This is a genomic window from Pseudomonas sp. A (assembly GCF_056270345.1).
Map to the genome: position 1 here is coordinate 1896524 of NZ_CM149873.1, position 24240 is coordinate 1920763.

Sequence of the window (24240 nt, forward strand, 5' to 3'; positions counted from 1 at the left end):
GCGTGCCACTGATCGCTTCCGACCAATTCCGCATCGTTGTCGGCCTCGGCAAGAGCGGCATGTCCCTGGTTCGCTTCCTGGCGAACCGGGGCATTGCCTTTGCGGTCGCCGACACCCGCGAGCAACCGCCGGAACTGGACACCCTGCGCCGTGAATACCCGCAGGTGGAAGTGCGCTGTGGCGAGCTGGACGTGGACTTCCTGTGCCGGGCCAACGAGCTGTATGTGAGCCCCGGCCTGGCCCTGGCCACGCCTGCCCTGCAGCAGGCCGCCGCGCGCGGTGTGAAGCTGTCCGGCGACATCGAGCTGTTCGCCCGCCACGCCAAGGCGCCGATCATCGCCATCAGCGGCTCCAACGCCAAGAGCACCGTGACCACCCTGGTCGGCGAGATGGCCGCCAAGGCAGGCAAACGTGTGGCAGTCGGCGGCAACCTCGGCACGCCCGCCCTCGACCTGCTGGCCGACGACGTCGAGCTGTACGTGCTGGAGCTGTCGAGCTTCCAGCTGGAGACCACCGACCAGCTCAACGCCGAAGTGGCCACCGTGCTGAACATCAGCGAAGACCACATGGATCGCTACAGCGGCCTGCCGGCCTATCACCTGGCCAAGCACCGGATTTTCCGCGGTGCCCGCCAGGTGGTGGTGAACCGCCAGGATGCCCTGAGCCGTCCGTTGCCGGTCGAAGGCCGGCCGAGCTGGACCTTTGGCCTGAACGCGCCGGACTTCAAGGCCTTTGGCCTGCGCGAGGTGGATGGCGAGAAGTACCTGGCGTTCGAATTCCAGACGCTCATGCCGGTACGTGAGCTGAGGATCCGTGGCGCCCACAACCAGAGCAACGCGCTGGCCGCGCTGGCCCTGGGCCACGCTGTCGGCTTGCCGTTCGCGCCGATGCTCGACGCCCTGCGCGAGTTCAAGGGCCTGGCCCATCGCTGCCAATGGGTGCGCGAGCGCAACGGCGTGAACTGGTACGACGATTCCAAGGCCACCAACGTCGGTGCCGCGCTGGCCGCCATCGAGGGGCTGGGCGCCGATATCGACGGCCAACTGGTGCTGATCGCCGGTGGCGACGGCAAGGGCGCCGACTTCGCCGCCTTGCGCGCACCGGTGGCACAACACTGCCGCGCTGTGGTGCTGCTCGGCCGTGACGCTGAGCGTCTGGCCGAAACCCTGGGCGATGCTGTTCCTCAAGTACGGGTCAAGACCCTCGACGAGGCCGTGCAGCGTTGCGCCGAACTGGCCCAGGCAGGTGACGCGGTCTTGCTGTCGCCGGCCTGCGCCAGCCTCGACATGTTCAGGAATTTCGAAGAACGCGGGCGCCTGTTCGCCCAGGCGGCGGAGGGGTTGGCATGATCTTCGGCATCCTCAAGCCGTACCCGTCGCCGCTGATCAGCGGCCGTGGCATCGACCTCGACTTCCCGCTGCTGGCCGGTTGCCTGGCGCTGCTCGGCCTGGGCCTGGTGATGATCACTTCGGCCTCCTCGGAAGTGGCCGCGGTGCAGTCGGGCAACCCGCTGTACCACATGTTCCGCCACCTGGTGTACGTCACCATTGGCCTCGGCGCCGGGCTGATGACGATGCTGGTGCCGATCGCCACCTGGCAGCGCATGGGCTTCCTCATGCTGATCGGTGCCTTCGGCCTGCTGGTGCTGGTACTGGTACCGGGTATTGGCCGCGAAGTGAACGGTTCGATGCGCTGGATCGGTTTCAGCTTCTTCAACGTCCAGCCGTCGGAGATCGCCAAGGTCTTCGTGGTCATCTACCTCGCCGGTTACCTGGTGCGCCGGCAGACCGAGGTGCGCGAGAGCTGGATGGGCTTCTTCAAGCCGTTCATCGTGCTGCTGCCGATGGCCGGCCTGCTGCTGATGGAGCCGGACTTCGGCGCCACGGTGGTGATGATGGGCGCTGCGGCGGCCATGCTGTTCCTCGGCGGGGTAGGGTTGTTCCGCTTCTCGCTGATGGTGGTGCTGGCGGTCATTTCGGTAGTGGTGCTGGTCCAGGCCCAGCCGTACCGCATGGCACGCCTGATCACCTTCACCGACCCCTGGTCCGACCAGTTCGGTTCCGGCTACCAGCTGACCCAGGCGTTGATCGCCTTCGGCCGCGGTGAGTGGCTGGGCGTGGGCCTGGGCAACAGCGTGCAGAAGCAGTTCTACCTGCCCGAGGCGCATACCGACTTCGTGTTCTCGGTACTGGCCGAAGAGCTCGGCGTGATCGGCTCGCTGCTGACCATCGCGCTGTTCGTTTTCATTACCGTGCGCGCGCTGTACATCGGCCTGTGGGCCGAAAAGGCCAAGCAGTTCTTCGCCGCCTACATGGCCTTTGGCCTGTCGTTCCTGTGGATCGGCCAGTTCCTGATCAACATCGGCGTGAACGTCGGCCTGCTGCCGACCAAGGGCCTGACCCTGCCGTTCCTCAGCTACGGCGGCAGCTCGCTGGTGATCTGCTGCGCCTGTGTGGGGTTGCTGTTGCGGATCGAATGGGAGAGCCGCACGCATCTGGGCAGCGAGGAACACGAATTCAACGAGAGCGATTTTGCCGAGGAGACCAATCATGGCCGCTGACGGCAAGAACGTGCTGATCATGGCGGGCGGTACCGGGGGCCACGTGTTCCCGGCCCTGGCCTGTGCCCGTGAGTTCCAGGCCCGCGGTTACAACGTGCACTGGCTGGGCACCCCGCGTGGCATCGAGAACGAACTGGTGCCCCAGGCCGGCCTGCCGCTACACCTGATCCAGGTCACCGGCCTGCGTGGCAAGGGTAAGCTGTCGCTGCTCAAGGCGCCGTTCACCTTGATCAAGGCCGTGCTGCAGGCGCGGCGCATCGTGCGTCAGCTCAAGCCTGTCTGCGTGGTCGGTTTCGGTGGCTATGTGACCGGCCCCGGCGGTGTTGCCGCCCGGTGGTGCGGGGTGCCGTTGGTGATCCATGAGCAGAATGCCCGCGCCGGCACCACCAATCGCCTGCTGCTGCCGTTGGCCGCGCGTGTCTGCGAAGCCTTCCCGCAGACCTTCGCCGCCAGCGACAAGTTGCGCACCACCGGCAATCCGGTGCGCCCTGAGCTGTTCATGGACGCGGCGCGCGCGCCGCTGGCCGAGCGCCGTGCGCGCCTGCTGGTCATGGGTGGCAGCCTGGGTGCGGAACCATTGAACAAATTGTTGCCTAAGGCCCTGTCCGAAGTGCCGGCGAACCTGCGCCCCGAGGTGTTCCACCAGGCCGGGAAAAACCACGCGCCCGTCACCGCCGAGCGTTATCACGAGGCGGGTGTCGAGGCCCAGGTGGAACCGTTCATCAAGGACATGGCCCATGCCTATGGCTGGGCCGATATGGTGGTGTGCCGGGCCGGCGCCCTGACCGTCAGCGAACTGGCGGCGGCGGGCCTGCCCTCGATGCTGGTGCCCTTGCCCCATGCCATCGACGACCACCAGACCCACAACGCCCAATACCTGGCTCGCGAAGGCGCCGCCTTCCTGATGCCACAAGCGACTACTGGCGCAGCGCAGCTCGCTGAACGCCTGAACGAGGTGCTGATGCAACCCGAGAAACTCAACGTCATGGCCGGCACCGCCCGCCGCCTGGCCAAACCTGCTGCAACCAGCGCCGTGGTCGATATCTGCCTGGAGGTGGCCCATGGTTGAGAGCCAGAAAGCCATGCCCCACCCGAAGATGGGCCGTATCCGTCGCATCCACTTCGTCGGCATCGGCGGCGTGGGCATGTGCGGTATCGCCGAAGTGCTGCTGAACCTGGGCTATGAAGTGTCCGGTTCCGACCTGAAAGAGTCGCCGGTTACCCAGCGCCTGCAGTCGTTCGGCGCGCAGATCTTCGTCGGCCACCGCGCCGAGAACGCTGCCAACGCCGACGTGCTGGTGGTGTCGAGCGCGATCAACCCGGCCAACCCGGAAGTCGCCACCGCCCTGGAACGCCGTATTCCCGTAGTGCCGCGCGCCGAGATGCTCGCCGAGCTGATGCGCTACCGCCACGGCGTTGCCGTTGCCGGCACCCACGGCAAGACCACCACCACCAGCCTGCTGGCCTCGGTGTTCGCCGCCGGCGGCCTGGACCCGACCTTCGTCATCGGCGGTCGCCTGACCGCAGCCGGCACCAACGCGCAGCTGGGCACCAGCCGCTACCTGATCGCCGAGGCCGACGAGAGCGACGCCAGCTTCCTGCACCTGCAGCCGATGGTCGCCGTGGTCACCAACATCGACGCCGACCACATGGCCACCTACGAGGGCGACTTCAACAAGCTGAAGAAGACCTTCGTCGAGTTCCTGCACAACCTACCGTTCTATGGGCTGGCGGTGATGTGCCTGGACGACCCGGTGGTGCGCGAGATCCTGCCGCAGGTCAAGCGTCCGACCGTCACCTATGGCTTCAGCGAAGAGGCCGACATCCGCGCCATCAACGTGCGCCAGCAGGGCATGCAGACCCACTTCACCGTGCTGCGCCGTGACTGCGAGCCGCTGGAGGTGTCGGTGAACATGCCGGGCAACCACAACGTGCTCAACGCCCTGGCCACCATCGCCATCGCCACCGACGAAGGCATCAGCGACCAAGCCATCGTCCAGGGCCTGTCGGGCTTCCAGGGCGTCGGCCGACGCTTCCAGGTGTACGGCGAGCTGCCGGTCGACGGCGGCAGCGTGATGCTGGTCGACGACTACGGCCACCACCCGACCGAAGTCGCCGCGGTGATCAAGGCCGTGCGGGGCGGCTGGCCGAGCCGTCGCCTGGTGATCGTCTACCAGCCGCACCGCTACAGCCGCACCCGCGACCTGTACGACGATTTCGTGCAGGTGCTGGGCGATGCCAACGTGCTGCTGCTGATGGAGGTCTACCCGGCCGGCGAAGAGCCGATCCCCGGCGCCGACAGCCGCCAGCTGTGCCACAGCATCCGCCAGCGCGGCAAGCTCGACCCGATCTACATCGAGCGCGGCGCCGAGCTTGCGCCGCTGGTCAAGCCGCTGCTGCGCGCCGGCGACATCCTGATCTGCCAGGGTGCCGGTGATGTCGGCGGCCTGGCCCCGCAACTGATGAAAAGCCCGCTGTTCGCTGGCGCCAAGCAGGAGAAGTCGAAATGACCAGCGCCTACGACACGCTGCATTCCACCCTCGACGTCAAGGCCTTCGGCCGCGTCGCCGTGCTGTACGGCGGCAAGAGCGCCGAGCGCGAGGTCTCGCTCAAGTCCGGCGCTGCGGTGATCGAGGCGCTGACCAGCGCCGGTGTCGACGTGGTTGGCATCGACGTCGGTGACGACCTGCTGGATCGCCTGCAACGCGAGAAGATCGACCGCGCCTTCATCATCCTCCACGGTCGTGGTGGTGAGGATGGCAGCATGCAGGGCCTGCTCGAGTGCCTGGGGATTCCCTACACCGGCAGCGGCATCCTCGCCTCGGCGCTGGCCATGGACAAGCTGCGCACCAAGCAGGTGTGGCAGAGCCTGGGCATCCCGACCCCGCGTCACGCGGTGCTGGCAAGCGAAAGCGACTGTATTGCCGCCGGCAAGGAACTGGGCTTCCCGTTGATCGTCAAACCTGCCCATGAAGGTTCGAGCATCGGCATGGCCAAGGTGAACAGCGAGCAGGAGCTGGTCGCCGCCTGGAAAGACGCAGCCAAATACGATTCGCAAGTACTGGTCGAGCAGTGGATCCACGGCCCGGAGTTCACCATCGCCGTATTGCGTGGCCAGGTGCTGCCGCCGATCGCTTTGGGCACCCCGCACGTGTTCTACGACTACGACGCCAAGTACATCGCCAATGACACCCAGTATCGCATTCCGTGCGGCCTGGACAGTGCCAAGGAACAAGAACTGATCGACCTGACCGCGCGCGCCTGCGATGCCGTTGGCATCGAGGGCTGGGGCCGTCTGGACGTGATGCAGGACGAGCAGGGCCGGTTCTGGCTGCTCGAGGTCAACACCGCACCGGGCATGACCGACCATAGCCTGGTGCCCATGGCGGCCCGCGCCGCCGGCCTGGACTTCCAGCAGTTGGTGCTGGCGATCCTGGCCGACTGCGTAGCGAAGCGAGGTTAACCAGCCATGCAAGGCGCGATGATACGTCAGCAACCACCCGTTACCGGCCGCAGCAAGCCGGTGCCGCGTGGTGCCAGCCGACTGGTGGCCGACGAGCCCGTATCGGCGCGCCTGCCACGGCCAAGCTTCGGCGGGCTCAAGCGCCTGCTGTGGCCGGTATTGCTGGTGGCTGCGGGCTTTGGCGCCTATGAGGGCGCCATCCGCCTGATGCCGTACGCCGACCGGCCGATCACCAAGATCGACGTGCAGGGCGACCTCAGCTACATCAGCCAGCAGTCGGTGCAGCAGCGGATCGCCCCCTATGTGGCGGCGAGCTTCTTCACCGTCGACCTGGCGGCGATGCGCGTTGAACTGGAGCAGATGCCCTGGATCGCTCACGCCGAAGTGCGTCGGGTGTGGCCGGACGAGGTGGTGATCCGCCTGGAAGAACAGTTGCCGGTGGCGCGCTGGGGCGACGAGGCCTTGCTCAACAACCAGGGCCAGGCCTTCACCCCGCGCGAGCTGGCCAACTACGAGCACCTGCCGCAGCTGTTCGGGCCGCAGCGCGCTCAGCAACAAGTCATGCAGCAGTATCAGGTATTGAGCCAGATGCTGCGCCCCATGGGCTTTTCCATCGCTCGCCTGGAGCTGCGCGAGCGAGGCAGCTGGTTCCTGACCACCGGTGCGGGCAGCGCCGGGCCGGGCGTCGAGCTGCTGCTGGGGCGCGACCATCTGGTGGAGAAGATGCGCCGTTTCATTGCCATTTACGACAAATCGCTTAAAGACCAGATCACCAATATCGCCCGCATCGATCTGCGTTATTCCAACGGACTTGCCGTTGGTTGGCGGGAACCGAATGCACCGACGACGGCCCAACCCGCCGTTGCGAAGAATTAGAGAGAGGCAGGACCATGGCAAACGCGCATAGCGGCAAAATGATCGTCGGGCTGGATATCGGCACCTCCAAGGTGGTGGCGCTGGTGGGTGAAGTCGGCGAGGACGGTACCCTGGAGATCGTGGGCATCGGCACCCACCCATCGCGTGGCCTGAAGAAGGGCGTGGTGGTGAACATCGAGTCGACCGTGCAGTCGATCCAGCGTGCGGTGGAAGAGGCCCAGCTGATGGCCGGCTGCCGCATCCACTCGGCGTTCGTCGGCGTGGCCGGCAACCACATCCGCAGCCTGAACTCCCACGGCATCGTCGCCATCCGCGACCGCGAAGTCAGCACCGCCGACCTCGAGCGCGTGCTCGATGCCGCCCAGGCCGTGGCCATTCCGGCCGACCAGCGGGTGCTGCACACCCTGCCGCAGGACTACGTGATCGACAACCAGGAAGGCGTGCGCGAGCCCCTGGGCATGTCGGGCGTGCGCCTGGAAGCCAAGGTCCATGTGGTCACCTGCGCGGTCAACGCGGCGCAGAACATCGAGAAGTGCGTGCGCCGCTGCGGCCTGGAAATCGACGACATCATCCTCGAGCAGCTGGCCTCGGCCTACTCGGTGCTGACCGACGACGAGAAAGAGCTGGGCGTATGCCTGGTGGACATCGGCGGCGGCACCACCGACATCGCCATCTTCACCGAAGGCGCGATCCGTCACACCGCGGTGATCCCGATCGCCGGCGATCAGGTCACCAACGATATCGCCATGGCCCTGCGCACCCCCACGCAGTACGCCGAGGAAATCAAGATCCGCTACGCCTGCGCCCTGGCCAAGCTGGCCGGTGCCGGCGAGACCATCAAGGTGCCGAGCGTCGGCGACCGCCCGCCGCGCGAGCTGTCGCGCCAGGCCCTGGCCGAAGTGGTGGAGCCGCGTTACGACGAGCTGTTCACCCTGATCCAGGCCGAACTGCGTCGCAGCGGTTTCGAGGACCTGGTGCCGGCCGGCATCGTCCTCACCGGCGGCACCGCGAAGATGGAAGGCGCCGTGGAACTGGCCGAGGAGATCTTCCACATGCCGGTACGCCTGGGCGTGCCGCACAGCGTTCGGGGCCTGAGCGACGTGGTGCGCAACCCGATCTATTCCACCGGCGTGGGCCTGCTCACCTACGGCCTGCAGAAGCAGTCCGAGGACCCGTCCCTGACCGGTATCAGCAACAGCAACAGCAGCAACAACAGCTATGGCGATGAACCGAAGGGCCCTGTGCTTGAACGACTCAAGCGTTGGGTCCAGAGCAACTTCTAAGTTTCAAAGCAGTAGTGGTAGGCGCGACAACTAGAGAACTGTAAGGAGAGGGAAAATGTTCGAGCTCGTAGACAACGTCCCGCAAAGTCCGGTCATCAAGGTGATCGGCGTTGGCGGTGGCGGCGGCAACGCCGTCAACCACATGGTCAAGAGCAGCATCGAAGGCGTGGAATTCATCTGCGCCAACACCGATGCTCAGGCGCTGAAAAACATCGGCGCACGCACCATCCTGCAACTGGGCACGGGTGTGACCAAGGGCCTGGGTGCCGGTGCCAATCCGGAAGTCGGTCGTCAGGCCGCGCTGGAAGACCGTGAGCGCATCGCCGAGGTGCTGCAGGGCACCAACATGGTGTTCATCACCACCGGCATGGGCGGCGGTACCGGTACCGGCGCGGCGCCGATCATCGCCGAAGTGGCCAAGGAAATGGGCATCCTCACCGTTGCGGTGGTGACCCGTCCGTTCCCGTTCGAGGGCCGCAAGCGCATGCAGATCGCCGACGAAGGCATCCGCATGCTGGCTGAGAGCGTCGACTCGCTGATCACCATCCCCAACGAGAAGCTGCTGACCATCCTGGGCAAGGATGCAAGCCTGCTGTCCGCCTTCGCCAAGGCCGACGACGTGCTGGCCGGTGCCGTTCGCGGTATCTCCGACATCATCAAGCGTCCGGGCATGATCAACGTCGACTTTGCCGACGTGCGCACCGTGATGGGCGAGATGGGCATGGCGATGATGGGTACCGGTTGCGCCAGCGGCCCGAACCGTGCTCGCGAAGCCACCGAGGCGGCGATCCGCAACCCGCTGCTCGAGGACGTCAACCTGCAGGGTGCCCGCGGCATCCTGGTGAACATCACCGCAGGTCCCGACCTGTCGCTGGGCGAGTACTCCGACGTGGGTAGCATCATCGAGGCCTTCGCCTCCGACCACGCGATGGTCAAGGTCGGCACCGTGATCGATCCGGACATGCGCGACGAGCTGCACGTGACCGTGGTGGCCACTGGCCTGGGCGCGCGTATCGAGAAACCGGTCAAGGTGGTCGACAACACCCTGCAGACTGCCCAGCAGGTGTATGAGTCCTCCAACCCGGCCCCGGTTCGCCAGGAGCAATCGGCGGTCAACTACCGTGACCTGGAGCGTCCGACCGTGATGCGCAACCAGGCCCACGCGGGTGCCGCGGCGGCAGCTAAACTCAACCCTCAGGATGATCTGGACTACCTGGATATCCCGGCGTTCCTGCGTCGTCAGGCCGATTAATGGAATTTATCAGGGGTATTAGGGTGATTGGTGTTCAGCAAAGGCCGGGTCTGTTATCATCCCCAGCCTTTGTTGATACCTGTTCGCAATTTGCGCTGAAGCGGCCAATGCCATGATTAGACAACGCACCCTGAAGAATACCATCCGTGCCACAGGTGTCGGCCTGCACTCCGGGGAGAAGGTCTACCTGACCCTCAAGCCTGCGCCTGTCGACACCGGCATCGTCTTCCGTCGCGCCGACCTCGACCCTGTGGTCGAAATCCCGGCGCGCGCGGCCAACGTCGGTGAGACCACCATGTCCACGACATTGGTCAACGGTGACGTCAAAGTCGATACGGTCGAGCACCTGCTCTCCGCCATGGCGGGCCTGGGCATCGATAACGCCTACGTCGAGCTCTCCGCCTCGGAAGTGCCGATCATGGATGGCAGCGCCGGACCCTTCGTATTCCTGATCCAATCGGCCGGCCTGGAAGAACAGGACGCAGCCAAGAAGTTCATCCGCATCCTGCGCGAAGTGACAGTGGAAGAGGGCGACAAGCGCGCCACTTTCCTGCCTTTCGACGGGTTCAAGGTGAGCTTCGAGATCGACTTCGATCACCCGGTCCTCAAGGGCCAGACCCAGAGCGCGGTCGTCGATTTCTCCAGCACCTCGTTCGTCAAGGAAGTCAGCCGTGCCCGCACGTTCGGCTTCATGCGTGACATCGAGTACCTGCGCAAGCACAACCTTGCGTTGGGCGGCAGCGTGGAGAACGCCATCGTGGTCGACGAGACCGGCGTGCTTAACGAAGACGGCCTTCGTTCCGATGACGAATTCGTCAAGCACAAGATCCTCGACGCCATCGGCGACCTTTATCTGCTGGGCAACAGCCTGATCGGCGAGTTCAAGGGCTACAAGTCCGGACACGCGCTGAACAACCAGCTGCTGCGCAAGCTGATCGCCGAAACCGACGCTTGGGAAGTGGTCACCTTCGAAGATGCCAGCACGGCACCGATCTCGTACATGCGCCCTGTTGCGGCCGTGTAAGTTCGAACACTCTCTCTAGTGTGATTAAGGCCACCTTCGGGTGGCCTTTTTTATGCTTCGTGAAAACTACAGTGTGTCAGTTGGAGTTCCATAGGCCGTCGGCTGCAGAGGGTGCGCTGTTTTACAAATGTTGTATGCGTCTCGTTGCGGACATAGTTTGAATCATGTTGTTTTGGCTATTTCGGACGCATCCTACATACATTAAACATATGGCTGTGCAGTCTAGTGAGGTCCATCTACAAGGAGTTTGCGAATGGCTTATCACGGATATATGGCTATCAAGGGGCGGTTCCGAGGGCTGCTTTCGGCAGGATGCTCAACTCAGGACTCTCTTGGCAATCGGTATCAGGCTGGGCATACAGATGAAATCATGGTGCTCTCGTTTTCGCACAATCTCTCGAATATAGATAACACTGATCGGGCGACACATCGTCCCGTTTTAATTACTAAGCATCTCGATAAATCTACCCCGTTGCTCGCGGAAGCACTGGTCAGTCGTGAAATTGTAGACTGCAAGATTAATTTTTATCGGATAAACGCTAGTGGAAAGCAAGAGCGATTTCTTCACATTGAGCTCACTGGTGGGCTACTTGTTGATCAGCGTATAGAAATGCCGCACTCGGTCTTGCTCAATGATCAGGATCCGCAGGAGTACCTTGCCATTCGCTATAGCTCTATATGTTGGCAACATTTGATCTCTGGTACTAGCGGCTATGCAAACTGGGGGGGAGGAGATTGAACAGGGCGCGGAGAGACGGCTCTTCGGGGGAACGCGAGCTCTGGGAGGTAAGCCATCTGGCTGGCAGACTTAACAGTTATGCATGTGAGATTGGTGCTCGATACATAAGTGATGACGGTTTGAGGGTGCAGTTCATCCAAGAGGTCTCATCCAGCTCCAAGGCTGTTGTGGAGGGTGTTCGAAGGGGAGAGCTTACTGCTGAGCAAGGGTCAATTGCGCTGAGACGTGAACATAGAGAGCTTTATGCGCAAGTTGATGAGTATTTAAAGCTTGTGGCGGGAGTTGCTGCTGGGGTGTTACAGGTAGGTACCGGCTTGGCAGTTTGTAAGCTGTCACTGGGTGTTGGCTGTGTTGCAGGAGGCATACCTCTGATACTGCATGGTGTCAATAATGTCTATGAGAATGGCAGGAATGTTATCAGTAGGCGAAACGACACGGTAGGTCCCATTCGCAGAGGCTATCAAAAGTTTGCGGAATTGTCCGGAGGGCGCGCTTCACATGGTAATGTCGCCTATGGGTCTGCTGATATCGCCTTGTCAGGCTTTGGACTGAGCCGTATGGTTCTGAAAGAGGGGGCTTGGCGACTTTTTAGATATGTTCAGGCGGATAAGGTCAGGGCCTATAAGGAAATGGGTAAGGGCGCGATAATGTTCGAAGTTGGCATTGATATGCTGACGGGGGAACAGGTGCTGATAGAGTTTGGCAAACGATGATGGCTCTGGTCTTTGTCTCGGCTGTCGTTTTGGGGGTGTGGAGTGCTTATGCACTGCGCTTCAAATGTTCGGGTGCGCGACTTGGCTATGGCCTGTTTTTCCTATGCTTTTTCTATAACATGTTTTTTATAACATATTATATGCGCGTGATTGATCGTTCTTATTTTCTGTTCTTTGGATATCATCCGGATTTCTTGAGCGTGAACCCCGTCGTAGGTTGGGGGTGCCTGATCGGGGCCATTCTGCACTGTGGCGCGATGCCCTCCAGGAATGAACCTCGAGGAAAACGGAAAAATGAATTACTTTGAGCAGCTTGGTTAGGGGCTGTTACTTATGATCTGTAGGCACAATGCGGATCTGGAGTTTTCAGCACCAAACCTGCTCTGCAAAAGACCGCGTGGGCAATGTAGAAATATACAGGACCTTTCAGCTCTTATCCTTTACCTGCGCATGCGCCGCCAGGCGCTCCAGCGCTGCGCGCAACTTCGGATCGCTGATGCCTTCGGCCGAACCTAGGATGCTGTCTGCGGCAGATTCCGACAGTTCAGGCCCGTGACCTTCGTGTTTTGCTGCTACCAGCGGTGGTTGCACCTTGAACTGGATGCGGCTCAGGTTGGCGAACGCCTCCATGGCTTGCAGCTGGCGTTGCAGGCGCTTCTGCTGGTAGCGCAGACGGGTGGCCCAATGGCCGTCGGTTACCACCAGCAACAACGTCCCTTCCTTCCAGGAGGCCACGTGGCAGTGCTCGCGGGCGGCCGGTTGCAGCTGGCTCTCCAGCAGGCGCTGCAGGTGCTCGAGGCGTTCGGCCTGGTTGAGCAGCAGGCGCAGTGGCCGTGCCTTGCGCAACAGGTCGGCGGGGGGGCGGGCAGGGGTGGGTTTGTAGGCCATGGAGGTCTGCAGAGGGTTACAGGATCGACAGTCTACCAGTTGGGCATTCATCGCGGGGCAAGCCCGCTCTCACGCCAGCGTGTGGCGGGGCGTGGGAGCGGGCTTGCCCCGCGAGCGGTCGCCGGATCTTGATGCAAGTCATTCGCGATACGTTTCATCTTCGCGCACCTTGAACTTGCGCAAAAAGCCCCTATGTTAGTCAGGCCCCCTAAAAGCGCTGTGCCAGCATCGTGGAAATCCACCACTTTCCTCACCATCGTTTCCGGGTAGAATGCTCGTTCGCATGCGGCCTCAGGGCTGCACGGGCGACTCACGGGGCCGCCCTCCATCCCTACGTGTGGAAGATCCTGCCGATATGTTTGCGCCTTTGTTAAAAAAACTTTTTGGAAGCAAGAACGAGCGTGAAATCAAACGCATGCTCAAGACGGTGAGCACCGTCAATGCCTTCGAAGAGAAGATGGTGGCCCTCTCCGACGAGCAGCTGCGGGGCAAGACCGCAGAGTTCAAGGAGCGTCTGGCCAAAGGCGAGACTCTCGACCAGCTGCTGCCCGAAGCCTTCGCCGTGGCCCGCGAGGCCGGCAAGCGCGTGATGGGCATGCGTCACTTCGATGTCCAGCTGATCGGCGGCATGACCTTGCACGAAGGCATGATCGCAGAAATGCGTACCGGTGAAGGCAAGACCTTGGTCGGTACCCTGGCCGTGTACCTCAACGCGCTGTCCGGCAAGGGCGTGCACGTGGTCACCGTCAACGACTACCTGGCCCGCCGCGACGCCAACTGGATGCGTCCGCTGTACGAGTTCCTCGGCCTCAACGTCGGCATCGTCTCGGCCTTCCAGCCGCCGGAAGAAAAGCGTGCCGCCTATGCCGCCGACATCACCTACGGCACCAACAACGAATTCGGTTTCGACTACCTGCGCGACAACATGGCGTTCAGCCAGGACGAGAAGTTCCAGCGTGAGCTGAACTTCGCCGTGATCGACGAAGTCGACTCGATCCTCATCGACGAGGCGCGCACCCCGCTGATCATCTCCGGCCAGGCCGAGGACAGCTCCAAGCTGTACATCGAGATCAACCGCCTGATCCCGCGTCTGACCCAGCACATCGAGGAAGTCGAAGGCCAGGTGACCCAAGAGGGCCACTACAGCATCGACGAGAAGAGCCGCCAGGTCGAACTGAACGAGGCCGGCCACCAGTTCATCGAGGACATGCTGACCCAGTCCGGCCTGCTGGCCGAGGGCGAGAGCCTGTATTCGGCGCACAACCTGAGCCTGCTGACCCACGTCTACGCCGGCCTGCGCGCGCACAAGCTGTTCCACCGCAACGTCGAGTACATCGTCCAGGAAGGCCAGATCCTCCTGATCGACGAGCACACCGGCCGTACCATGCCGGGCCGCCGCCTGTCCGAAGGCCTGCACCAGGCCATCGAGGCCAAGGAAAACCTGAACATCCAGGCCGAGAGCCAGACCCTGGCCTCGACCACCTTCCAGAACTACTTCCGTCTCTACAGCAAGCTGTCCGGCATGACCGGTACCGCCGACACCGAGGCGTTCGAGTTCGCCCAGATCTACAACCTCAACGTGATGGTCATCCCACCGAACAAGCCGTTGGCCCGCAAGGACTTCAACGACCTGGTGTACCTGACCGCCGACGAGAAGTACGCCGCGATCATCGCCGACATCAAGGAAAGCATGGCCCATGGCCGTCCGGTCCTGGTCGGTACCGCGACCATCGAAACCTCCGAGCACATGTCCAACCTGCTCAAGAAGGAAGGTATCGACCACAAGGTCCTGAACGCCAAGTACCACGAGAAAGAAGCCGAGATCATCGCGCAAGCCGGTGCTCCGGGCGCGCTGACCATCGCCACCAACATGGCCGGTCGTGGTACCGACATCCTGCTGGGCGGCAACTGGGAGGCCGAAGTGGCCGCCCTGGACAACCCGACCACCGAGCAGATCGCCCAGATCAAGGCCGACTGGCAGAAGCGTCACCAGCAGGTGCTGGAAGCCGGTGGCCTGCACGTGATCGCCTCCGAGCGCCACGAGTCGCGCCGCATCGACAACCAGCTGCGTGGCCGTGCCGGCCGTCAGGGCGATGCCGGTTCCAGCCGCTTCTACCTGTCGCTGGAAGACAGCCTGATGCGCATCTTCGCCTCCGACCGGGTGAAGAACTTCATGAAGGCCCTGGGGATGCAGTCCGGCGAGGCCATCGAGCACCGCATGGTGACCAACGCCATCGAGAAGGCGCAGCGCAAGGTCGAAGGCCGCAACTTCGACATCCGCAAGCAACTGCTCGAATACGATGACGTGGCCAACGAGCAGCGCAAGGTGATCTACCACATGCGCAACAGCCTGCTGGCCGCCGAGAACATCGGCGACACCATCGCCGAGTTCCGCCAGGAAGTGCTCGATGCCACCATCAGCCAGCACATCCCGCCGCAATCGCTGCCCGAGCAGTGGGACGTGGCCGGCCTGGAAGCTTCGCTTTCCAGCGACTTCGCCATCAAGCTGCCGATCCAGCAGTGGCTCGACGAGGACGATCACCTCTACGAGGAGACCCTGCGCGAGCGGCTGATCAAGGAAATCACCGACGCCTACAACGAGAAGGAAGACCAGGCCGGCATCGACGCCCTGCGCACCTTCGAGAAGCAGATCCTGCTGCGCGTGCTGGATGACCTGTGGAAAGACCATCTGTCGACCATGGACCACCTGCGCCACGGTATCCACCTGCGTGGCTATGCGCAGAAGAACCCGAAGCAGGAGTACAAGCGCGAGTCGTTCACCCTGTTCCAGGAACTGCTGGAGTCGATCAAGCGCGACACCATCCGCGTGCTGTCGCACGTCCAGGTACGCCGCGAAGACCCGGCCGAGGAAGAGGCGCGCCTGCGCCGCGAGGCCGAGGAACTGGCCAGCCGCATGCAGTTCCAGCATGCCGCAGCGCCGGGCCTGGAAGGTGAGCAGCTGGCCGAGGAGGGCGCTGAAGTCGCGGTGGCCTCTGCACCGGTTCGCAACGACATGAAGCTGGGCCGCAACGAGCCGTGCTGGTGTGGTTCGGGCAAGAAATTCAAGCATTGCCATGGTCAGATTGAATGATCTGAATTCGCCACTGGCTTGAGATCCCGGGGCTGCCTTGCAGCCCTTCGCGGCACAAGGCCGCTCCTACAGGAATCGCAACACCCCTGTAGGAGCGGCCTTGTGCCGCGAAAGGGGCGCAAAGCGCCCCCTAATTCCCCACAATTTTCTAGGAGCGCTCTAATGGCTGTTGGTCTTGGTCCCCTGCCCACCCTGCACCCGGTTCCCGGTTTCGAACTCGGTATCGCCTCGGCGGGCATCAAGCGCCCAGGGCGCAAGGATGTGGTGGTGATGCGCTGCGCCGAAGGCTCCAGCGTCGCCGGCGTGTTCACCCTCAACGCCTTTTGCGCGGCCCCGGTGATCCTCTCCAAGCAGCGTGTGCAGGGCACCGTGCGTTATCTGCTGACCAACACCGGCAACGCCAACGCCGGGACCGGCGCGCCGGGTCTGGCCGCCGCCGAGCGCACCTGCGCCAAGCTGGCGGAGCTTGCCGGCGTGCCGGCGGAGTCCGTGTTGCCGTTCTCCACCGGCGTGATCGGCGAGCCGCTGCCGGTCGAGAAGATCGAAGGCGCGCTGCAGGCCGCCCTGGACAACCTGTCGGAAAACCACTGGGCCGAAGCCGCCACCGGCATCATGACCACCGACACCCTGCCCAAGGGCGCCAGCCGCCAGTTCCAGTACGACGGCAAGACCATCACCGTCACCGGCATCAGCAAGGGCGCGGGCATGATTCGCCCGAACATGGCCACCATGCTCGGCTACATCGCCACCGACGCCAAGGTCGCCCCGGCGGTGCTCAAGGACCTGATGCTCGACGGCGCCAACAAGTCGTTCAACCGCATCACCATCGACGGCGACACCTCGACCAACGACTGCTGCATGCTGATTGCCACCGGCAAGGCCGATGTGCCGGAAGTGACCGAGGCCAGCGGCGCACTGTTCGAAGCGCTGAAAAAGGCGGTGTTCGAGGTGTGCATGGAGGTGGCCCAGGCCATCGTCCGTGACGGCGAAGGCGCCACCAAGTTCGTCACCGTGCAGGTCAACGGCGGTGGCAACCACCAGGAGTGCCTGGACGTCGGCTACGCCGTGGCCCACTCGCCGCTGATCAAGACCGCGCTGTTCGCCTCCGACCCCAACTGGGGCCGTATCCTCGCCGCAGTCGGTCGTGCCGGCGTGCCGGCGTTGGACGTGAGCCTGATCGATGTGTACCTGGACAGCGTGTGCATCGCCAGCCAGGGTGGGCGCAGCCCGAGCTACACCGAGGAGCAGGGCTCCAAGGTAATGGCCCAGGAGGAGATCACCATCCGCATCGAGCTGGGTCGTGGCCAGTGCAGCGAAACCATCTGGACCACCGACCTGTCCCACGAGTACGTGAAGATCAACGCCGAATACCGGACCTGATGCATAGGGGCCGCTTTGCGGCCCTTTCGCGGCACAAGGCCGCTCCTACAAGGGAACGCGATCTCCTGTAGGAGCGGCCTTGTGCCGCGAAAGGGCTGCAAGGCAGCCCCAATATCCCGATTCCGCTGGAGCCCAATCATGAGCTATCACCTGATCATCGGCGACAAGCTGTATTCCTCCTGGTCGCTACGCGGCGCCCTGGCCCTCGAGCTGGCCGGCGTCCCCTACGAAGAAACCCTGGTCAAGCTCAACCAGCCTGACACCCGCCAGCGCCTGCTGGCCTTCTCGGCCACCGCCAAGGTGCCGCTGCTGCAGAGCGAGCACGGCGTGATCGCCGACTCCCTGGCCATCGCCGAATACCTCAACGAACGCCACCCCGAGGCCCGCCTGTGGCCCGAGGACATCGCCGCCCGTGCCCAGGCCCGTTCGGCCTGCGCGCAGATGCACAGCGGCTTCTTCGCCCTGCGTGGCGCCATGCCGTTCGACCTGTCTCGTGCCCAGGCGCTGGATGAGGTGCCGCTGGACGTGCAGGTCGATATCGACCGCATCGTTGCCCTGTGGAACGAATGCCGCGTGGTCGCCAAGGACAACGGCCCGTTCCTGTTCGGCCGGCCGACCCTGGCCGACGCCTTCTTCGCGCCGGTGGCCGTACGCCTGCGTACCTACCGTGCTGCGGTGCCGGCCGAAGCGACTGCCTACATCGAGACCATCTACCAATGGCCGGCCTTCCAGGCCTGGCAACAAGCTGGCCTGGCGGAGCGTGAAGGGTGAAACGGATTCATGTAGTCGCAGCGGTCATTCGTGGCGCCGACGGGCGGATCCTGATTGCCCGCCGCGCCGATACCCAGCACCAGGGCGGCCTGTGGGAGTTCCCCGGCGGCAAGGTGGAGGAGGGTGAGGGCGTCGAGGCGGCGCTGGCCCGTGAGTTGCGTGAGGAACTGGGTATCGAGGTCGCGACTTCGCGGCCGTTGATCAAGGTCAGCCACGACTATCCGGACAAGCAAGTGCTGCTGGATGTGCGTGAAGTGCACGTCTTTACCGGCGAGCCCCATGGCGCCGAGGGGCAGCCCCTGGCCTGGGTGGCGCCGCGTGACCTTGGCCAGTATGAGTTCCCCGAGGCCAACAAGCCGATCGTCGCTGCGGCGCGCTTGCCCGACCAGTACCTGATCACCCCGGACGGTTTGGAGGTGCCTGAGCTGCTCAAGGGTATCCAGAAGGCCGTGGCCAGCGGCATCAAGCTGATCCAGCTGCGTGCGCCGGACATGTACGACCCCAAGTACCGCGACGTCGCGGTGGATGCGGTCGGCCTGTGTGCTGGCAAAGCCCAGTTGATGCTCAAGGGGCCGCTGGAATGGCTGGGCGACTTCCCGTCAGCGGGCTGGCACCTGACCGCCGCGCAGTTGCGCAAGTATGCCGCCAAGGGGCGGCCATTCCCGAAGGAGCGTTGGCTGGCGGCGTCCTGTCACAGCGCTGAGGAGTTGGCGCTGGCCGAGCAGATGGGGGTGGACTTTGTCACCCTGTCGCCGGTGCAGGCGACCCAGACTCATCCGGAGGCGGTGCCGCTGGGGTGGGACGAGGCGCAGCGGATGATCGGCGGGATCAGCCATCCGGTGTTTCTGCTGGGCGGGGTCGGGCCGAGCGAGCGTGAGCGGGCCTGGGAGGTTGGGGCGCAGGGTGTTGCGGGGATTCGGGCGTTCTGGCCTGAGATCTGATACATCAGGCCATCGCGGGGCAAGCCCGCTCCCACGCCAGTCCACAATCTGGCGTGGGAGCGGGCTTGCCCCGCGATGCGTTCAGGCGGGCTTCTCGGCCGCTTGCCACAGCACTTCATTCACTCCCTGGCGCCGCCCAATGATCCGGGCCGCGACGAACAGCAGATCCGACACCCGGTTGATATAGGCCAGCCCCACCCCCTCCAGCGGTTCCAGCGCATTCAGCTGCTGGCAACGCCGTTCCGCCGCCCGCGCCGCGCTGCGGCAGACATGGGCCTGGGCCACCAGCATCGAACCCCCGGGCAGGATGAAGTTCTTCAGCGGCCCCAACTCTTCGTTCCAGCGGTCGATGGCCGCCTCCAGGCGCTCCACCTCGGCAGAGTTCAACGCCTGGTAGCTGGGCATCGCCAGCTCCCCGCCAAGGTCGAACAAACGGTGCTGACAAGGCGCCAGTACCTCGATCAACTCGCCAAGCTCGGCCTCGGCCAGCCCGGCCAGCAGCACGCCCAACTGGCTGTTGAGGCTGTCCACCTCACCGATCGCCTCGATCCGCGGATGGTCCTTGGGCACCCGGCGCCCGTCGCCCAGGCCGGTTTCGCCTTTGTCGCCGGTGCGGGTGTAGATCTTCGACAGGCGATAGCCCATGTCATGTCTCCGTCTGGGTGGTGCTCGGCTGGGCCGGGCTCAGGGGCAGGCGCAGGGTGAAGCAGGTGCCCTGGCCGGGGGTGGACTGCACCTCCATCTGCCCCTTGTGGTTGTTGGTGATGATGAAGTACGACACCGACAGGCCCAGGCCGGTGCCCTGGCCAATCTCCTTGGTGGTGAAGAACGGCTCGAAGGTGCGCTTGCGCACCGTCTCGGGCATGCCAACGCCATTGTCCTCGACCTGGATCTCCGCCCACGGTGGGTTGAGCCGCGTGCGCAGGATGATGCGCCCAGGTTCGCTGGGCTGCGGGCGTTGGTGGATGGCCTGGGCGGCGTTCTTCAGCAGGTTGAGCAGCACTTGCTCCAGCTCGTTGGCGGTGCAGGGCACCGGGCCCAGTTGCGGGTCGAACTGGCGGACGATGGCCTGGCCCTTGAAGTCGAAGCCGATGGCCAGGTCGAAGTCGTTGCCGGCAATTTCCACGGCCTGGTCGATTAGCGCCGGCAGTTCGCAGGGGGCCAACTGGCGGTTGCTGCGGCGGCTGAAGCTGAGCATGTGGGTGACGATCTTGGCCGCCCGGGCGCCAGCCTGCTGGATGCCGTCGAGCAGTTGCGGCACTTCGCGGCTCTCCAGATAGCGGTTGACGGCCGGCAGGTCGATGCCCAGCTCGTCGGCCTGTTCCTGGTTGCGCGGCAGGTCTGGCGACAGGCGCCGGCGAATGTTCTGCACATTGTGCAGGATGGCGCCCAGCGGGTTGTTGATCTCGTGGGCCATGCCCGCGGCCAGGCCGCCGACCGAGAGCATCTTTTCCGACTGCACCATCATCTCTTCCAGGGACAGGCGCTGGGTGATGTCGTCGATGCGGATCACCACGCCACGTCCAGCGCCACCCATCAGCGGGTAGAAGGTCAGGGCATAGTGGCGCAGGTCCTCGCCCTTGGGCCAGGTGACCCGCTCGATCTTGGCCACCCGGTGTTTCTCCACGCTCTCCTTGAGCTGCGGCAGGAAGGGCTTGAGCGGCTCGAAGGCGAGGAACACCGGCTGGTTCAGCGCTTCGTCCAGCGGTGTGCCGGAGAGCACCGTGGCCTCGTGGTTCCACTGGGTGACGTAGAGCTGCTCGTCGAGGGCAATCAGTGCCGAGGGCATGGAGTCGATGATGCTGTTCAGGTAGTTCTGAAAGCCCGTGAGTTTTTTCTCGATCTTGCTGCGCACCTGGACTTCAAGTTCCAGCTTGCGGTTGGTGTGACGGGTTTCCTCGGCCAGGCCCTGGGCCTGGTCGTAGGCGTCCTGGAACTCGTCGCGGGTGCGCTTGAGCTGCTGCTCGCGGGCCTCGATGCGCGACAGCATGGTGTTGAACGCCTCGGCCAGGCTGCCGATCTCGTCATCGTTGCCGCGTTTGGCGCGCAGGGCATAGCTCTCCTCGCGAGTAACCTGGCGGGTCAGCTCTTCGAGGCGATTGATCGGCACGGTGATCAGGCGCTTGATCTGCCGGGCGATGACCAGCCACAGCAGTATGCTGAACACCAGGATGGCCAGGCTGGCGGAGAGCGTGCCGGTGTAGAACGCGGTGGGCAGCTCGCTGCTGGCCACCAGCAGCAGGTGCGCGGGCGGGGCGGCGCTGCGCGGCAGGCGGATCAGCTGGGTGCTGCGAAACTCCATCAGGCGCCAGCCATCGATGTTGCGGTAGCGCTTGGGCAGGGTCAGCGGGTCGCCGTGCTGCAGCTGGGCCAGCATCTGCCCGTCGCCGCCATAGATTGCGGCGGCGCGCAACGGCGAGTAGCTGTCGAGCTCCTTGAGCAGCGCCGTGGCGTTCTGTGTCGAGTCGCCGGCGCGCGCGGACAGCTGCGGGTTGGAGACCAGCCGGCCGATGGTCTGCAGGGCCTGGGGCGCCATGCTCTCCTGGGTGATCCAGTAGGCGGCGCTGATGAAGGCAAGGTTGGCCACCAGCAGGATGGTCACCAGCAGCACCAGCAGGGCCGCCAGCAGTTTCTGCCCGACCGGGAGGTTTTCCAGGCGTTGACGCAAGGTCATGGGTGAAGAGGTGTCCTGTCCTGTGGATAAGGGGCGTCAGTCGCTGCGCAAACCGCGCGCCTCGAGGTTTACCGCCAGGCGCCGGCGCAACTTTTCCAGATGCGGCACGCTGGCGCCATGCCGTGCGGCGGCGCGGCAGGCGTGGCCGAGCAGGTAGTGGACCTCGGTGCGCCGGCCATGGCGAACGTCCTGGTACATGGAAGAGTAGTTGGCCGCAGTGGCGATGATCACCCGCTGCACTTCCTCGTGCAGGTCGTTGGCGGCCTCGGGCTGGCCGCAGCGGCGCAGCAGGTCGGCCAGTTCGTCGCACAGTTGGTCGACTTCGGCCAGGTGGCCAAGCAGGCCGCCGTTCTGGCAGTCGTGCAGTACGGTGAGCGGATTGATCGCGCAGTTGAGCGCTAGCTTGCGCCACAGGCGGGTAGGGATGTCGAGCGCCCATTGGGCCGGGATGCCGGCGTCGTGCAGGTCTGTGAACCAGGACGGGACGTTGGGATTGGCCGGGTCGCCCAGCCAGTTGAAGCCGTGGCCGGCGAAGCGCACCTGCCAGTCGGCCTCGCGGAACGCGCCCTCGGTGCTGGAGGCGAAGATGCAGCGGGCGTGGGGCACCTGGTCGGCGACTTCGTCCTGGCTGCCCAGGCCGTTCTGCAACAGCACCAGCTCGGCGCCGTTGGCCAGCCGCGGGGCCAGACGGGCCACGGCGGGCGCGGCGTCGTAGGCCTTGCAGGCGACCAGCAGGCGATGGATCGGGCCGCGGGCGTCGGCAGTCTCCGCGGGGATCGCGTAGTGGTGGGCGCCGTTCTGTTCGACCAGGGTCAGCCCACCGCCGTGCTCATAGGCGGCCAGACGCTGTTGGTCGCGCAGGATCAGGCGGACCGCCTTGCCGGCGCGGGCCAGGCGACAGGCCCAGAGGCTGCCGAGGCTGCCGGCGCCGAGAATATGCCAGGTGCTGCTCATCTGCGTTTCGCAACCCGTTATAATGAGTCCGCATTTTAACCATCAAACCCGACGCGCTCCATCTTCAGGCCGAGCGCGCTTTTTTTTATGGAGAACAACCATGCCTTCGTTCGACGTGGTATCGGAACTGGACAAGCACGAAGTGCAGAACGCCGTCGAAAACGCCATCAAGGAGCTCGACCGCCGTTACGACCTCAAAGGCAAGGGCAGCTTCGAGTTCAAGGAGAAGGAGCAGACCGTACTGCTGACTGCCGAGGCCGAGTTCCAGCTCGAGGCGATGATCGAGATCCTGCGCTTGGCGCTGGTCAAGCGCAAGATCGACGTCAAATGCCTGGAAGCCAAGGACGCCTATGCCTCCGGTAAGGAAATGAAGCAGGAAGCCAAGTTCCGCGAAGGCATCGACAAGGAGCTGGCGAAGAAGATCGTCGCTCACATCAAGGACGCCAAGCTCAAGGTCCAGGCCGCCATTCAGGGCGAGCAGGTACGTGTTACCGGCAAGAAGCGTGATGATCTGCAAGAGGCCATTGCTGCCTTGCGCGCCAAGGAATTCGACATGCCGCTGCAGTTCAACAACTTCCGCGACTGATCCGCGGCGGCCCGGAACCTTGATGGCGCAGTGATGTCCATCGGGGTCCGGGCCGCTTGCTTTGCGTTGCCCGCCTCATTGTGTACTTGCCGTTCGGCATCAGGAGATAAACATGGATTTGAACGCTGAAGTCGATCAGCTGGTCCGCCAATCGCAAACCTGGCTCCCCTTGATCATGGAGTACGGCAGCCGCCTGTTGCTGGCGCTGCTGACTCTGGCCATCGGCTGGTGGATCATCAACAAGCTCAGCGCCCGCCTGGGCAAGCTGGTCGGCCTGCGTGCCGATGCGGCGCTGCAGGGCTTCATCAGCACCCTGGCCAACATCGTGCTGAAGGTGCTGCTGATGGTCAGCGTGGCCTCGATGATCGGCATCGAGACCACTTCGTTCGTCGCCGCCATCGGTGCCGCGGGCCTGGCCATCGGCCTGGCCCTGCAGGGGAGCCTGGCGAACTTCGCCGGCGGCGTGCTGATCCTGATGTTCCGTCCGTTCCGCATCGGTGACTGGATCGAGGCGCAAGGTGTCAGTGGCACCGTGGACAGCATCCAGATCTTCCACACCGTGCTGCGCACCGGTGACAACAAGACCGTGATCATGCCCAACGGCAGCCTGTCCAACGGCATCATCACCAACACCAACCGCCAGCCGACCCGCAAGGTGGTGTTCGACGTGGGCGTGGACTACGACGCCGACCTGCAGAAGGCGCGCAACGTGCTGCTGGAGCTGGCCCAGGACCCGCGCGTGCTGCAGGATCCGGCGCCACAGGCGGTGATCTCGACCCTGGGTGACAGCTCGATCACCGTGTCGCTGCGTATCTGGGTCAAGACTGCCGACTACTGGGACGTGCTGTTCATGCTCAACGAGCATGCCCGCGACCGTCTCAAGGCCGAAGGCATCGACATTCCGTTTCCGCAGCGGGTGATCCGCGTGGTGCAGGAGGCGGCGGTCCAGTAACGCCGCGTCGCTTCCTATCGCGGGGCAAGCCCGCTCCCACATCGCCAGCAACGGTCTTGTGGGAGCGGGCTTGCCCCGCGATGCTTTTCAAGA

21 protein-coding genes are annotated in these 24240 nt (G+C 64.0%); 17 read left to right on the plus strand and 4 right to left on the minus strand.

Annotation, left to right across the window (positions count from 1 at the left end; all coding sequences use genetic code 11):
* The first annotated feature begins 2 nt into the window (after positions 1-2).
* The 11 genes from murD to AC0MAZ_RS08655 all read left to right on the plus strand — a co-directional run bounded on the left by murD (position 3) and on the right by AC0MAZ_RS08655 (position 11910).
* Complete coding sequence (gene murD / locus AC0MAZ_RS08605; RefSeq protein ID WP_475860862.1) at positions 3-1349, plus strand: UDP-N-acetylmuramoyl-L-alanine--D-glutamate ligase; 1347 nt, start codon at positions 3-5, stop codon at positions 1347-1349.
* A complete protein-coding gene (gene ftsW, locus AC0MAZ_RS08610) occupies positions 1346-2560 on the plus strand; it encodes a putative lipid II flippase FtsW (protein WP_475860863.1) in 1215 nt (404 codons plus the stop codon). The genes murD and ftsW overlap by 4 nt, the downstream gene beginning before the upstream one ends.
* Complete coding sequence (murG, locus tag AC0MAZ_RS08615; RefSeq protein ID WP_475860864.1) at positions 2550-3629, plus strand: undecaprenyldiphospho-muramoylpentapeptide beta-N-acetylglucosaminyltransferase; 1080 nt, start codon at positions 2550-2552, stop codon at positions 3627-3629. The genes ftsW and murG overlap by 11 nt, the downstream gene beginning before the upstream one ends.
* Positions 3622-5070, plus strand: coding sequence for a UDP-N-acetylmuramate--L-alanine ligase (gene murC, locus AC0MAZ_RS08620; RefSeq protein ID WP_475860865.1), 1449 nt, complete (start codon positions 3622-3624; stop codon positions 5068-5070). The genes murG and murC overlap by 8 nt, the downstream gene beginning before the upstream one ends.
* Positions 5067-6023, plus strand: coding sequence for a D-alanine--D-alanine ligase (locus tag AC0MAZ_RS08625; protein WP_475860866.1), 957 nt, complete (start codon positions 5067-5069; stop codon positions 6021-6023). The genes murC and AC0MAZ_RS08625 overlap by 4 nt, the downstream gene beginning before the upstream one ends.
* 6 nt (positions 6024-6029) lie before the next feature.
* Positions 6030-6899 (plus strand): cell division protein FtsQ/DivIB, encoded by an 870-nt coding sequence (locus AC0MAZ_RS08630; protein ID WP_110736708.1) that lies wholly within the window; start codon positions 6030-6032, stop codon positions 6897-6899.
* Between the two features lie 14 nt (positions 6900-6913).
* Complete coding sequence (gene ftsA, locus AC0MAZ_RS08635; protein WP_028689735.1) at positions 6914-8182, plus strand: cell division protein FtsA; 1269 nt, start codon at positions 6914-6916, stop codon at positions 8180-8182.
* A gap of 55 nt (positions 8183-8237) precedes the next feature.
* Complete coding sequence (gene ftsZ / locus AC0MAZ_RS08640; protein WP_054894013.1) at positions 8238-9434, plus strand: cell division protein FtsZ; 1197 nt, start codon at positions 8238-8240, stop codon at positions 9432-9434.
* Positions 9435-9546: 112 nt separating this feature from the next.
* Positions 9547-10458, plus strand: a complete 912-nt coding sequence (lpxC, locus tag AC0MAZ_RS08645; protein ID WP_028689733.1) for a UDP-3-O-acyl-N-acetylglucosamine deacetylase — start codon at positions 9547-9549, stop codon at positions 10456-10458.
* Positions 10459-10711: 253 nt separating this feature from the next.
* Complete coding sequence (locus AC0MAZ_RS08650; RefSeq protein ID WP_186731945.1) at positions 10712-11197, plus strand: Hcp family type VI secretion system effector; 486 nt, start codon at positions 10712-10714, stop codon at positions 11195-11197.
* Positions 11198-11322: 125 nt separating this feature from the next.
* A complete protein-coding gene (locus tag AC0MAZ_RS08655; protein WP_475860867.1) occupies positions 11323-11910 on the plus strand; it encodes a DUF4225 domain-containing protein in 588 nt (195 codons plus the stop codon).
* A gap of 426 nt (positions 11911-12336) precedes the next feature.
* Here the strand turns inward: AC0MAZ_RS08655 and AC0MAZ_RS08660 are convergent, their stop codons facing one another.
* Complete coding sequence (locus AC0MAZ_RS08660) at positions 12337-12798, minus strand: DUF721 domain-containing protein (RefSeq protein ID WP_186731947.1); 462 nt, start codon at positions 12796-12798, stop codon at positions 12337-12339.
* A 355-nt stretch (positions 12799-13153) separates the two neighbouring features.
* Between AC0MAZ_RS08660 and secA the strand changes: the two genes are divergently transcribed.
* From secA to AC0MAZ_RS08680, 4 genes are all read left to right on the plus strand, one after another.
* Positions 13154-15889: a preprotein translocase subunit SecA gene (gene secA / locus AC0MAZ_RS08665; protein ID WP_475860868.1), complete on the plus strand. Its 2736-nt coding sequence runs from the start codon at positions 13154-13156 to the stop codon at positions 15887-15889.
* 162 nt (positions 15890-16051) lie between these two features.
* Entirely contained in the window at positions 16052-17269 is a 1218-nt protein-coding gene (argJ, locus tag AC0MAZ_RS08670; RefSeq protein WP_475860869.1) for a bifunctional glutamate N-acetyltransferase/amino-acid acetyltransferase ArgJ, read from the plus strand.
* 138 nt (positions 17270-17407) lie between these two features.
* On the plus strand, positions 17408-18040 hold the full coding sequence (locus AC0MAZ_RS08675; RefSeq protein ID WP_475860870.1) for a glutathione S-transferase family protein: 633 nt from the start codon (positions 17408-17410) through the stop codon (positions 18038-18040).
* Positions 18037-18981, plus strand: a complete 945-nt coding sequence (locus AC0MAZ_RS08680) for a Nudix family hydrolase (protein WP_475860871.1) — start codon at positions 18037-18039, stop codon at positions 18979-18981. Before AC0MAZ_RS08675 ends, AC0MAZ_RS08680 begins: the two co-directional genes overlap by 4 nt.
* Positions 18982-19062: 81 nt before the next feature.
* Here the strand turns inward: AC0MAZ_RS08680 and AC0MAZ_RS08685 are convergent, their stop codons facing one another.
* Genes AC0MAZ_RS08685 through AC0MAZ_RS08695 form a run of 3 tightly spaced genes read right to left on the minus strand, consistent with a single transcriptional unit; the run spans position 19063 to position 22609 of the window.
* Positions 19063-19626: a cob(I)yrinic acid a,c-diamide adenosyltransferase gene (locus tag AC0MAZ_RS08685; RefSeq protein WP_475860872.1), complete on the minus strand. Its 564-nt coding sequence runs from the start codon at positions 19624-19626 to the stop codon at positions 19063-19065.
* Between the two features lies 1 nt (position 19627).
* Complete coding sequence (locus tag AC0MAZ_RS08690) at positions 19628-21655, minus strand: sensor histidine kinase (protein ID WP_234563062.1); 2028 nt, start codon at positions 21653-21655, stop codon at positions 19628-19630.
* Between the two features lie 36 nt (positions 21656-21691).
* The gene (locus AC0MAZ_RS08695) at positions 21692-22609 is read right to left on the minus strand and encodes a putative 2-dehydropantoate 2-reductase (RefSeq protein ID WP_203647897.1); all 918 of its coding nucleotides are present in this window, start codon (positions 22607-22609) and stop codon (positions 21692-21694) included.
* Positions 22610-22709: 100 nt separating this feature from the next.
* Here AC0MAZ_RS08695 and AC0MAZ_RS08700 point away from each other — a divergent pair, with 100 nt between their 5' ends.
* A complete protein-coding gene (locus AC0MAZ_RS08700; RefSeq protein WP_203647896.1) occupies positions 22710-23195 on the plus strand; it encodes a YajQ family cyclic di-GMP-binding protein in 486 nt (161 codons plus the stop codon).
* 112 nt (positions 23196-23307) lie between these two features.
* Positions 23308-24147 (plus strand): mechanosensitive ion channel family protein, encoded by an 840-nt coding sequence (locus AC0MAZ_RS08705; protein WP_203647895.1) that lies wholly within the window; start codon positions 23308-23310, stop codon positions 24145-24147.
* Positions 24148-24240 lie beyond the last annotated feature (93 nt).

Excerpts from the sequence above, each read along its gene's own strand:
- AC0MAZ_RS08630 (WP_110736708.1), top strand. The coding sequence starts at position 6,030 with ATGCAAGGCGCGATGATACGTCAGCAACCACCCGTTACCGGCCGCAGC.
- argJ (WP_475860869.1), top strand. The coding sequence starts at position 16,052 with ATGGCTGTTGGTCTTGGTCCCCTGCCCACCCTGCACCCGGTTCCCGGT.
- AC0MAZ_RS08705 (WP_203647895.1), top strand. The coding sequence starts at position 23,308 with ATGGATTTGAACGCTGAAGTCGATCAGCTGGTCCGCCAATCGCAAACC.
- ftsA (WP_028689735.1), top strand. The coding sequence starts at position 6,914 with ATGGCAAACGCGCATAGCGGCAAAATGATCGTCGGGCTGGATATCGGC.
- secA (WP_475860868.1), top strand. The coding sequence starts at position 13,154 with ATGTTTGCGCCTTTGTTAAAAAAACTTTTTGGAAGCAAGAACGAGCGT.
- AC0MAZ_RS08675 (WP_475860870.1), top strand. The coding sequence starts at position 17,408 with ATGAGCTATCACCTGATCATCGGCGACAAGCTGTATTCCTCCTGGTCG.
- ftsW (WP_475860863.1), top strand. The coding sequence starts at position 1,346 with ATGATCTTCGGCATCCTCAAGCCGTACCCGTCGCCGCTGATCAGCGGC.
- AC0MAZ_RS08625 (WP_475860866.1), top strand. The coding sequence starts at position 5,067 with ATGACCAGCGCCTACGACACGCTGCATTCCACCCTCGACGTCAAGGCC.
- lpxC (WP_028689733.1), top strand. The coding sequence starts at position 9,547 with ATGATTAGACAACGCACCCTGAAGAATACCATCCGTGCCACAGGTGTC.
- AC0MAZ_RS08685 (WP_475860872.1), bottom strand. The coding sequence starts at position 19,626 with ATGGGCTATCGCCTGTCGAAGATCTACACCCGCACCGGCGACAAAGGC.
- AC0MAZ_RS08695 (WP_203647897.1), bottom strand. The coding sequence starts at position 22,609 with ATGAGCAGCACCTGGCATATTCTCGGCGCCGGCAGCCTCGGCAGCCTC.
- AC0MAZ_RS08660 (WP_186731947.1), bottom strand. The coding sequence starts at position 12,798 with ATGGCCTACAAACCCACCCCTGCCCGCCCCCCCGCCGACCTGTTGCGC.
- murC (WP_475860865.1), top strand. The coding sequence starts at position 3,622 with ATGGTTGAGAGCCAGAAAGCCATGCCCCACCCGAAGATGGGCCGTATC.
- AC0MAZ_RS08650 (WP_186731945.1), top strand. The coding sequence starts at position 10,712 with ATGGCTTATCACGGATATATGGCTATCAAGGGGCGGTTCCGAGGGCTG.
- AC0MAZ_RS08690 (WP_234563062.1), bottom strand. The coding sequence starts at position 21,655 with ATGACCTTGCGTCAACGCCTGGAAAACCTCCCGGTCGGGCAGAAACTG.
- ftsZ (WP_054894013.1), top strand. The coding sequence starts at position 8,238 with ATGTTCGAGCTCGTAGACAACGTCCCGCAAAGTCCGGTCATCAAGGTG.
- AC0MAZ_RS08700 (WP_203647896.1), top strand. The coding sequence starts at position 22,710 with ATGCCTTCGTTCGACGTGGTATCGGAACTGGACAAGCACGAAGTGCAG.
- murG (WP_475860864.1), top strand. The coding sequence starts at position 2,550 with ATGGCCGCTGACGGCAAGAACGTGCTGATCATGGCGGGCGGTACCGGG.